Here is a 10840-nt window from a genome sequence, read left to right as displayed (position 1 = left end):
GTGCAGGGGAAGAAGAGGCAGGGGGGCAGGGTGCAGGGTGCAGGGGGGAGAGTTCTTAGGCTATTGCCTGTTGCCTAATGATTAATTAATGAATAATGACTAATGACTAAAATTCGGATTGGTAACGGCTACGATATTCATCGATTGGTGAGCGATCGCCCTTTAATTTTAGGAGGCGTGCAAATTCCCCATGAATTGGGTTTATTAGGGCATAGTGATGCTGATGTACTGACCCACGCCATTATGGATGCCATGTTGGGGGCATTATCTCTAGGGGATATTGGTCATTATTTCCCCCCTAGTGACCCTCAATGGGCTGGAGCAGATAGTTTGGTGCTATTAACTCAAGTACATCAGCTAATTCGAGATCAAGGCTGGGAAATAGGCAATATTGATTCAGTAGTAGTAGCAGAACGTCCTAAATTAAAACCACATATTGAAAATATGCGGGATCAGCTAGCAACTGTTTTAGACTTACCCCCCAATCAAATTGGCATCAAAGCCACCACCAATGAAAAATTAGGCCCTGTTGGTCGAGAAGAAGGTATATGTGCTTATGCTGTCGTTTTACTAGTTACTTCCCAATAGCTGTTCTTGGCTGAATTAGAAAAGTTGCAGATAGCGTTGTGTAATTATTTTAGGTAATGGAATAAATAAAAAATAGAGATAAATGGATATTTCATTCATCCAAAAAAACGCTATAAATTCCCAACAAAAAAGGCTATTTAGTATATTGATAATGGGCATTGTCTAAACTATGAAATTTATCAGGCTTCTTACCACCATTAAACGTTTTTGGTTACCTATAATTTTGGCTTCAGCAACAGCTATGACAATTGCTGGTTGTAACCCAGCTAATTTTAAAAGTACAGCGGCTCAAGTACCCCAATTAGTAAATAGTATTCTTAGTGATCCCAAAACCTTTAACTATGCACTGAGTTCAGAAGTTCCTAATATTTTTAGTTTAACTTATGAGGGATTAACAACCCAAAATCCTATTACTGGTGAAGTTGAACCTGTATTAGCGGAATCATGGACAATTACTGATAATCAGTTAGGGTTTGTTTTTACTTTACGAGAGGGTTTGAAATGGTCTGATGGCAAACCACTAACAGTAGATGATGTAATTTTTACTTACAATGACATTTACCTCAACGAAGAGATTCCCACAGATACTAGAGATATTCTCCGAATTGGTGAAAGCCGGGCATTACCTCAAGTCAAAAAAATAGATAATCGACGGGTTGAATTCACTACCCCAGAACCATTTGCACCATTTTTAGGAACTCTAGGACTACCAATTTTACCTGCTCATGCTTTAGAAAAATTTGTCAAAACAAAAGACCAAGAAGGTAAACCAATATTTTTGTCCCAGTGGGGCGTTGATACTCCTCCTGATCAAATCATTGTCAATGGCCCTTACAAAGTAGAACGCTACGACACAAGTCAACGTGTGGTTTTCCAGCGCAACCCCTACTATTGGCGTAAAGGGCCGCAAGGAGATGCTCAACCCTACATTGAACGAGTCGTGTGGCAAATTGTCGAATCTACAGATACTTCTTTACTGCAATTTCGTTCTGGTGGGTTAGATTCGGTGGGAGTTACACCAGATTACTTTTCGTTATTAAAACGGCAAGAAAAACAAGGTAATTTCACAATCTATAACGGCGGGCCAGCTACGGGAACCTCTTTTGTTTTGTTTAATTTAAATAAAGGTAAAAGAGACGGCAAACCGCTAGTAGATCCTATAAAATCTCGTTGGTTTAATACAGTTGAATTTCGGCAAGCAGTCGCTTATGCCATTGACCGCCAAACGATGATTAATAATACTTTTCGTGGTTTAGGTCAAACCCAAAATTCACCCATTTCTGTACAAAGTCCTTTTTACCTAGCACCAGAAGAAGGATTAAAGGTCTACGATTACAATCCAGAAAAAGCTAGAGAATTACTGAAAAAAGCTGGATTTAAATATAATGCTCAAGGTCAACTATTAGATGCTGACGGTAACCGTGTACGCTTCACTTTACTGACAAATGCAGGTAATAGAATCCGCGAGGCAATGGGGGCACAAATTCGCCAAGACTTAGGCAGAATGGGAATGCAAGTTGATTTCACGCCATTGGCATGGAATACTTATACAGATAAACTGGCAAATACTCTTGATTGGGATGCTTCCTTACTAGGTTTAACTGGTGGTTTAGAACCCAACGATGGGGCTAACGTCTGGAACCCTGAAGGTGGATTACATATGTTTAATCAAAAACCCCAAGTCGGACAAAAACCCATAGAAGGTTGGGAAGTAGCACCTTGGGAAAGGAGAATTGGTGAACTTTACATTCAAGCAGCTAGGGAACTAGACGAAGCCAAACGCCGAGAAATTTACGCTGAAACTCAAAATATTACCCAGGAAAATTTACCGTTTATCTATCTGGTAAATCCCTATTCCTTGTCAGCAGTGCGTAATCAATTTGACAACATCAAATTCTCCGCCTTGGGTGGCGCATTCTGGAATATTCATGAAATCAAAATAATTAATTAAGGGAGTAGAGAGTAGGGAGTAGGGAGTAGGGAATAGGGAATAGGGAGTAGGAGAAGAAGCAGGGGGAGCATGGGTAAGAAGCCCCGCCCACTTCGGTAAGCTCAATGCGCCGCTTCCAGGGCGCTTGACTGGGGCGGGGTACAAGCTCCTTCCCAGTCTCTCTCCCTTGCTCCCTGCTCCCTGCTCCCCTGCTTCTTTTGACCACTCCCCACTAAGTACTCCCCATTAAATACCGTGACTCAAACTGAAACTTTGCGATCGCTCTTAGAAGCGGTTGCCAATGGTAAAGTTACTCCAGATATGGCTCTAACTTCGCTCAAAGACTTAGCCTATGAACCTGTGGGTGAGTTTGCCAAAATTGACAACCATCGTGAATTGAGAACCGGTTTCCCAGAGGTGATTTGGGGGCCGGGTAAAACTACGGAACAAATAGCTCAAATTATGGAGGTGATGCGCCTTCGTAATCCCGTGGTGATGGCAACCCGCATTGAACCAGCGGTTTATGCTGCCCTACAACCAAAAGTTAGAGGCTTATGCTATTACGAATTGGCGCGCATTTGTGCTATTACACCCCCGACAATTGAACCCAAGTTTGAAGGATTAATCGGCATTCTCTCTGCTGGTACTGCTGACTTAGCCGTAGCTGAAGAAGCAGCTATAACAGCAGAACTTTCTGGGTTTCGCGTCCAGCGTCTTTGGGATGTGGGTGTTGCCGGGATTCACCGCTTGCTAAGTAATCGCCACCTCATCGAATCATCTTCGGTGTTGATTGTTGTGGCAGGAATGGAAGGTGCTTTACCCAGCGTTGTGGCAGGTTTAGCAGATTGTCCGGTGATTGCTGTTCCCACTAGCATTGGTTATGGTGCAAGTTTTGGCGGTTTAGCCCCCCTATTGACAATGCTCAACTCTTGTGCAGCGGGTGTGGGTGTGGTGAATATTGATAACGGTTTTGGTGCTGCTGTTCTAGCGGGACAAATTTTGCGAACAGCCGAGAAATTGCGGTTGGCATCTTCGGCATCTTGAGTTATGACAGTTAAGTTATACGCAAAATTTCAGTATGTGGCCAGTGTGTGAGGAAAAAAACAAACAACTGACCACTGTTAATTACAGCCCACATTACCCATAAATTATTAAGTATGAACTACATCAGCGATGTCATATCTCAGCTAGTTTGGCAATTGCCAGTGAATCTGACGATGCTAGCCCAACACATTAACGATCCAGATTTGTTAGGTCAAATCCAACACAATTGGAATAACTTTGTCCAAACAGGTCAAATTTGGGCATTATTGATTGGCCTGGTAATTGGCTATATCATGCGGAATTTAACAAGTTACGGTTAGGGACTAAGGACTGAAGACTGGGGACAAGGCAAAGGAAGAGTGATAAATTTCTATTGTGTCTTCTCAATTACCACCCCCACCTTCCCATCTCCTACGTCCCTAATCATCTATGACCAAAGAACAAACTTGGAGTCAACGATTTGAATCAGCATTGCATCCGGCGATCGCTCGGTTTAATGCTAGTATCAATTTTGACATCGAATTAATTGAATATGACCTGACTGGTTCTCAAGCTCATGCCAAAATGTTGGCTCACACAGGTATTATTTCCCCAACAGAGGGAGAACAACTAGTAGCGGGTTTAGAACAAATTCGCCAAGAATACCAGCAAGGAAAATTTCAGCCAGGGATTGATGCTGAAGATGTACATTTTGCTGTGGAACGACGCTTGACGGAAATTGTGGGTGATGTGGGTAAAAAGCTGCACACCGCGCGATCGCGTAATGACCAAGTTGGTACTGACACCAGACTTTATCTACGCGATCAAATTCAACAAATTCGCAATCAATTACGGGAATTTCAAGGTGTCTTACTAGATATAGCTGAACAGCACGTAGAAACGCTGATACCTGGTTATACTCACCTGCAACGCGCCCAGCCTGTAAGTTTGGCTCATCACCTGTTGGCGTATTTCCAAATGACTCAGCGTGATTGGGAACGCCTGGGAGATGTTACCCGGCGGGTAAATATTTCACCTCTAGGGTGTGGTGCATTAGCCGGAACCACATTCCCCATTGACCGCCATTACACAGCCGAACTCTTGCATTTTGAGGATATTTATGCCAACAGCTTAGATGGAGTAAGCGATCGCGACTTTGCCATTGAATTTCTTTGTGCTGCTAGCTTAATCATGGTTCACCTCAGCCGTCTGAGTGAAGAAATTATCCTTTGGTCATCTGAAGAATTTCGATTTGTCACCCTCAAAGATAGCTGTGCTACTGGTTCCAGCATTATGCCCCAAAAGAAAAACCCCGATGTACCAGAATTAGTACGAGGAAAAACAGGGCGCGTATTTGGCCATCTCCAAGCAATGCTGGTAATTATGAAAGGGCTACCCCTGGCATATAACAAAGACTTACAAGAAGATAAAGAAGGTTTATTTGATAGTGTCAATACCATCAAAGCTTCTTTGGAAGCAATGACAATATTGTTACAAGAAGGTTTAGAATTTCGTACCCAGCGTTTAGCAGCAGCAGTAGCCGAAGATTTTTCTAATGCTACCGATGTCGCAGATTATCTGGCAGCACGGGGTGTTCCTTTCCGGGAAGCTTACAATCTCGTAGGCAAAGTAGTGAAAACCAGTATTGCCGCAGGTAAACTTTTAAAAGACTTGACCTTAGAAGAGTGGCAACAAATACATCCAGCCTTTGCCGCAGATATTTATGAAGCAATATCGCCGCGTCAAGTCGTAGCTGCTCGTAATAGTTATGGTGGTACTGGTTTTGCCCAAGTTAGTCAAGCACTTCTGAGCGCTCGTACTCAAATTGCTTTAGAGGCTAGAGGCTAGAGGTTAGAGGTTAGAGGTTAGGGGCTAGAAATTTTTTCTCTGCATCTTGCATAGTGGCTCCTTCTTCTCCTGCTTCTTTCCTCTAATCCCTAAGAATCTGGGTATATTTGTCTTGAGAAGTTTCTTACATCGGCAAACCCGGTTTTTCTTCGGAATACTGACGAGAAATAAGTAGTAGGGCAAAAATATTTATACATTTTTAAAACTTCAAACTCCTGTCATTGCCAGGAACGAAGCAATCACAATATATATTTAATTTTGCGTAATCACTTATAAACTTCCGCCGAGCTTGTTTCTAAAAGCACAATCCATCATAAAATATGATGTTGATGCAAAAACAAAATGACCGTCTCACTTTAGTCTTAACTTCCATCGCCATCTTTCTCTTATTAGTTGGCTTGATCACTTTGCTTTTGTGGAGTGAGGGAGCATTAGCTTCTAGAAAAGCAACGTGGGAAGCCTTGGAAAACGCCATCATTACACTGATGGGCGAGTATCCAGATAAACCGCAGACTATTCTTGGTCGGATTCTTCAATTGCTCCTTTTAGTGTTCGGAACCTTTGCTTTCGGAGCGATCGTTGGGAAAATTTCATCATTTTTTGTCACTCGCGCTCTTTGGCAGGATAAAGCCGTGAAGTATTTCCAAGACCACATCATTATCTGTAACTGGAATGAAAAAGCTCCAGCCATTGTGCGCCAGTTACTTGAAGCGAATCAAGCAGATCCTCGGGATATCATGATCATTTCTGCTTCCGTAATCGAGGATCGCGGTGATTTAGAGGATATAAATAATGTTTACTTTGTACAGGCTGATCCCACCCATCACGCCACGTTAGAAAAGCTACAGGCACCCCTAGCAAAAGCAGTGATTTTGTTAGCAGATGAAGAAACTGAGGGGCCAGACGAAAAAAATGCCCTAATTGCACTGGCGATTAAGCATCTTGAGCAGACACCTGGTCAACAAAAAGACATCCACGTCATTGGAGAACTGGTGAAATTAGACCGTCATCGACACCTGAAGGAAGCTGGCGTAGATGAAGTGATTTCGGCGCGAGACTACAGTTCGGGAATTATCGCTCAAAGTGCGGTGTTTAAAAACATGTCTGTCGTCTACCAGCAACTACTGACTTACTCAGATGAGTCCAATGAATTTTATTTTATCGAACCAGGTAAGTATCCGCAGCACTTCCAGGGCAAGACATTTCCAGAGTTGATTAAATTAATCAGTGAGTACAGTGCATCCAATGCCGATAATCCCTTACTTTTGCTCGGAGTAAAACGGGGCGGCGAGGTACTCCTGAATCCGAAGCCGAGTCACTTTGAAAAACTGAACCAAGATGATTCATTGATTGTGATGGCATTTAAAAATGTAGAGCGAATTGTCTAGTATTAATTCTTTCACTCGTTGACCCATCTAAGTAAAACGACTTGAAAAAACCAAGCTATGTAAAGTAATGTAAATTTACTGGAAATCAGTTTGTAGTCAGGACTTTAGTCCTGATTTGAGAACTAAAGTTCTCACTACAAAGCTTTAATTATTTACCCTGTTCTACTTACTGATTAGATTCTTTTGCGAGGGCGATCGCTTCACGGCGTGAACAAAAAAATTGCTAAAAAATATGGGCGCACAGCTAGCTGTACACCCTCAAATTCACAAATTTAAAGAGTAAGAATTTCAGCAGATAACTTATTCAGTATCAGCTGCTGACGTACTTTCTTCTTCCTCACTCTTCGGAGGTCTTTGTTGGAACCTTCTCTGCATTCTTCCTGTAGTCGTCCGTTTACGAAACTTTCTGGCATATGCCTGGTTCCGTAGCGCCTTTTCTTTTTTCGGGTTACGGCGCTTGGCCATGTTCACCTCATTTAATAAACAACAAAAAAGTGCAACTAGGCATCTTGTAGGCAATATTCAGCTACTGATGTTATTGATATACTTTTGGCCTAGTCTTTTTATTCAGATACTTTTAACAGTATACTAGTCTACCGCACTCAGTGGATTTCTGTCAACAAGATGTATATCCATCTCCGGTGCTTGCAGCTATCTAACTTCCACAAAGTCTTTCTCGTCGCAGGAGAGAGGTTTTCCAGATACCATGAAGAGTTAGACTGCTATGCGGTAAGCACAGGTATGTCTTAGGGCTTTAGAAATTAGTAAGAGCTTATTTCAGCTTTTTTTACATTATTTAACATAGTATTATTTATTTTCGCCAACTTACTTATTCACAATAATGAATTGAATATTGGCACGTGAAAAATACTGGAAATCACTGACAACATAAGACGTTGTGATTACATAGCACTTGTCCCGCAATATTCAGTTTTTACCCTACTAGTCTGATCTGTTGCCTATATAATGAATTTTACGAAATTGTCGCAACTTAATGCGCTAAAGACTGGCATTGCCAATTTAGACAAATTAATTTTCTTTAATTATATTCACGAAAGCTATTTAGATAGAGATCATCAGACATTTAGATGCAAATTATCTACAATTCACTTATGTATATATAAATACAAAAAAAATAAATTTTCTTGGGAAACAAATGGGAAAATTGATATATTATACGAGAGTAATTACAATTAACTCCTAAACCAGAAGCATCTCTGTATGCGTTACACAAAAATCATCTCTATATTGGTTGATTTTGTGTAAGTGGTAGGAAAGTTAGAGAACACAACATATATATATATTAAGATTGAACGTTCTTGCTTTTTTTGCGGCAATTGTCCATTCCACGCGTAGCTTATGGCGTATTGGACAAACAGTATTGGGGATTATTTTTCGTCATCCCATTACTGGCACTAGTATCATTCCCTTATTACCGGATGGTCAAATTGTGCTAATTCGGAGACGCGACGATGGCTGTTGGGCATTACCTGGCGGGATGGTGGACTGGGGAGAGGATATCCCGAAAACCGTCTACCGAGAATTAATAGAAGAAACTGGTTTAGAGTTGGTACAAATTACACGTTTGGTAGGAGTTTACTCCTCTCCAGAGCGTGATCCGAGAATTCATTCAATTTGTGTTGTGGTTGAAGCAGAAGTTCAAGGAAACATGGAAATCCAGGATACCTTGGAAGTCATGGAAATTCAAGCTTTTGCTCCTGAGTCTTTACCTCTAGGCAAAATGTCTCATGACCACACTCGGCAGTTACAAGACTACTTGAATGGTTTAACGACACTGGCATAAAACTATTTTGGACTTTAAACTTAACCCAGGTCTGCTCAAAGTTTAACTTTAAATTAAAATGGATATCTTATTTCGGAACTCCCGGAGAAAACTCTCTCAAGGGCTATTATTTTGGCGTGAAGCTGGTAGCGGCACTCCTATCATTTTTTTACATGGTGCTTGGAATGATAGCAGTCAATGGGTATTGGTGATGAAGTCATTATCGGAAAAATTCCATTGTCTAGCACCAGATTTATTGGGATTTGGTGAATCAGAAAATCCTAAAATTCATTATTCAATTGATATACAGGTGGAGTCTATTGCTGAGTTCTTACAAGCTGTTAAGTTAGAGAAAGTATATTTAGTAGGATATTCTATTGGAGGTTGGATTGCTGCTAGTTATGCTTTAAAGTATCCAGAGCAAATTGCTGGTTTAGTCTTACTATCTCCAGAAGGTGTGGGGATAGATGGACAAGAAAAAAATTGGCAGAAGATGCGGACATTATTAAATCGTCCACCACTATTATTGAAAATATTAAAGTTGCTTCATCCGGTAATTAAAAAACTGGGATGGCAAAACAAAATAGAAAAAGACTGGAGTTGGCGTCAGAAATTGCTGCAATATCCCACAGCTTGTCAATTACTATTCCAACGACGACAGTCGGAAATTGAAGCAGAATTATTGAACAGCCGATTACATTTAATGGAAGTTCCCGTTTTAATTTTGCAAGGCGGTCAAGCTTTATTAGATGATGTAGTGAGAAGTCAAACCTACACTCAACTAATTCCAAAAGTCGATTTTAAAATAATTGCTCACGCAGGTAATGATTTATCTGAATCTTGTACTGGGGTTGTAGTTGAGGATATTATAAATTTTGTTGATAGCAATTATCTGTGAAGCTGTAAAGTATCGAAAGCAAGGCTCAGATCCCCGACTTATATAAGAAGCCGGGGATATTTTTATTTGTAGAAAATATAAAAATTTGATGATTATCATGCAGAACTAGTGTTGTCTAATAGAAACTCTACAAACAATAGATTATGCCGATAAAACCTTTATAGATAAAACTTTTCAGATTGACAATCAAAAAAAGTGATATAAGCTGCTATCTTTGGGAACAATAAACCTATTGAGGCTTAGGAAAATAGGGTGAACGCATTGATTGATAAAACTTCTGAGCTATTGTATCCCTCTGTAGAGAAATTGGTTAAGGAGATTGTGGCTATTAACCACGCTTGGAAAGCGGCTGGTGAATTATTTGGAAACAATTCACCTTTATCTATTTCTTCACGGGATTTAAAAACCTGTTTGCAGGTTCGTTTGTTGCGAAACTATGCACCAGAAAAAGTTTATCTCATTGAGGATACAGAAGTAGAGGGTGAACCACTTTACAGCTTATGTCTCCGGGAACCTATAGGCAACCGTTTATATGCAGAACATTTGCCAATGCGGACAGCTGAAAAAGTTCTGACGGATCAAGAATTAGCAAAATTTAAACAGAAATAACCAAAATAAACAATCAGGGTGCAGTGTGGAAATAGCAAAATTTTGGAACATTATTTGGGATAATGAACCTTTTCATTGGGCAATTGCCGCTGTATTGATAGTTGCAATTGTTGTTGAAATTTATACAGTATGGTGGTATTTACATTTAGAATGTGGTGAAACTCAAGCTTCAATTAGCTTTTTAATTAAGTTACAAAACGGTAAAAATGCCAATAAGTTAAACAAAGTTAGTCGCTGGCTGAAAAAGCATTTAGGAACAGATGATGTCAAAAAAATTCGTCAAAATATTGCACAAAATGATGACAGAATTATACTTATAAAGTATCCATCTGTTTTAGCCCGCCCTATACCTCGAACTTCCTTGCGTTTTGTGACAACGTTATGTACTGCTATCGGCGTTTTAGGAACATTTTACGGTATACAAAAGGGACTCCAAGGAATTAATTTATCTACAGAAAATTCTCAAGAATTGATGAATGCCAGTACAGGGCTACTGCAAGGTATGACAACAGCTTTTTCTACTTCCTTGATGGGGCTTGGTTCTGGTAGTTTGTTTACTCTAGTGTTATTTGGATGTGATTGGCGACGACAGCAAGGGCGTGATAGTTTACGCCAGAAATTAGAGAATATTGCAACTTTAAAAACGGCAGATAATGGGAATCATGAAGTCTTTGAAGCACTTAGTCTTGTAGCAAAAAATCTGACTGGGTTAAAACAGCCAGGGTAAGCTCATCTAATTTGGTATAGAGAAAACTTGACATAACAAAGAAAAT

The 10840-nt window shown here is 40.4% G+C and carries 10 protein-coding genes; all 10 read left to right on the top strand.

What is annotated here, in order from left to right; all coding sequences use genetic code 11:
• Window positions 1-102 precede the first annotated feature (102 nt).
• The gene (gene ispF / locus ACM0OS_RS26530; protein ID WP_414546170.1) at window positions 103-588 is read left to right on the top strand and encodes a 2-C-methyl-D-erythritol 2,4-cyclodiphosphate synthase; all 486 of its coding nucleotides are present in this window, start codon (window positions 103-105) and stop codon (window positions 586-588) included.
• Window positions 589-757: 169 nt separating this feature from the next.
• The gene (locus ACM0OS_RS26525; protein ID WP_414546169.1) at window positions 758-2539 is read left to right on the top strand and encodes an ABC transporter substrate-binding protein; all 1782 of its coding nucleotides are present in this window, start codon (window positions 758-760) and stop codon (window positions 2537-2539) included.
• Window positions 2540-2773: 234 nt separating this feature from the next.
• Window positions 2774-3562, top strand: a complete 789-nt coding sequence (gene larB / locus ACM0OS_RS26520; RefSeq protein WP_414546168.1) for a nickel pincer cofactor biosynthesis protein LarB — start codon at window positions 2774-2776, stop codon at window positions 3560-3562.
• A gap of 113 nt (window positions 3563-3675) precedes the next feature.
• Window positions 3676-3882, top strand: a complete 207-nt coding sequence (locus ACM0OS_RS26515) for a hypothetical protein (RefSeq protein ID WP_414546167.1) — start codon at window positions 3676-3678, stop codon at window positions 3880-3882.
• 109 nt (window positions 3883-3991) lie between these two features.
• Window positions 3992-5389, top strand: coding sequence for an argininosuccinate lyase (gene argH / locus ACM0OS_RS26510; protein ID WP_414546166.1), 1398 nt, complete (start codon window positions 3992-3994; stop codon window positions 5387-5389).
• A 329-nt stretch (window positions 5390-5718) separates the two neighbouring features.
• The gene (locus ACM0OS_RS26505) at window positions 5719-6777 is read left to right on the top strand and encodes an NAD-binding protein (RefSeq protein ID WP_414546165.1); all 1059 of its coding nucleotides are present in this window, start codon (window positions 5719-5721) and stop codon (window positions 6775-6777) included.
• A 1309-nt stretch (window positions 6778-8086) separates the two neighbouring features.
• The gene (locus tag ACM0OS_RS26500; protein WP_414546164.1) at window positions 8087-8581 is read left to right on the top strand and encodes an NUDIX hydrolase; all 495 of its coding nucleotides are present in this window, start codon (window positions 8087-8089) and stop codon (window positions 8579-8581) included.
• Between the two features lie 58 nt (window positions 8582-8639).
• Window positions 8640-9458, top strand: coding sequence for an alpha/beta fold hydrolase (locus tag ACM0OS_RS26495; RefSeq protein ID WP_414546163.1), 819 nt, complete (start codon window positions 8640-8642; stop codon window positions 9456-9458).
• Window positions 9459-9710: 252 nt separating this feature from the next.
• Window positions 9711-10067: a hypothetical protein gene (locus ACM0OS_RS26490; RefSeq protein ID WP_414546162.1), complete on the top strand. Its 357-nt coding sequence runs from the start codon at window positions 9711-9713 to the stop codon at window positions 10065-10067.
• Between the two features lie 25 nt (window positions 10068-10092).
• Window positions 10093-10794 carry a hypothetical protein gene (locus tag ACM0OS_RS26485; protein ID WP_414546161.1) on the top strand — a complete coding sequence of 234 codons (702 nt, stop codon included), beginning with the start codon at window positions 10093-10095 and terminating at the stop codon, window positions 10792-10794.
• Window positions 10795-10840: the final 46 nt, after the last annotated feature.

It is taken from the genome of Nostoc sp. CCY0012 (genome assembly GCF_963920855.1).
In the GTDB taxonomy this organism is placed as follows: Bacteria; Cyanobacteriota; Cyanobacteriia; order Cyanobacteriales; family Nostocaceae; genus Cyanocohniella.
The sequence above is the reverse complement of the archived record's forward strand: the minus strand, read 5'-3'. Positions and strand labels throughout refer to the sequence as shown.

Excerpts from the sequence above, each read along its gene's own strand:
- ispF (WP_414546170.1), top strand. The coding sequence starts at position 103 with ATGACTAAAATTCGGATTGGTAACGGCTACGATATTCATCGATTGGTG.
- ACM0OS_RS26525 (WP_414546169.1), top strand. The coding sequence starts at position 758 with ATGAAATTTATCAGGCTTCTTACCACCATTAAACGTTTTTGGTTACCT.
- ACM0OS_RS26515 (WP_414546167.1), top strand. The coding sequence starts at position 3,676 with ATGAACTACATCAGCGATGTCATATCTCAGCTAGTTTGGCAATTGCCA.
- argH (WP_414546166.1), top strand. The coding sequence starts at position 3,992 with ATGACCAAAGAACAAACTTGGAGTCAACGATTTGAATCAGCATTGCAT.
- ACM0OS_RS26505 (WP_414546165.1), top strand. The coding sequence starts at position 5,719 with ATGCAAAAACAAAATGACCGTCTCACTTTAGTCTTAACTTCCATCGCC.
- ACM0OS_RS26495 (WP_414546163.1), top strand. The coding sequence starts at position 8,640 with ATGGATATCTTATTTCGGAACTCCCGGAGAAAACTCTCTCAAGGGCTA.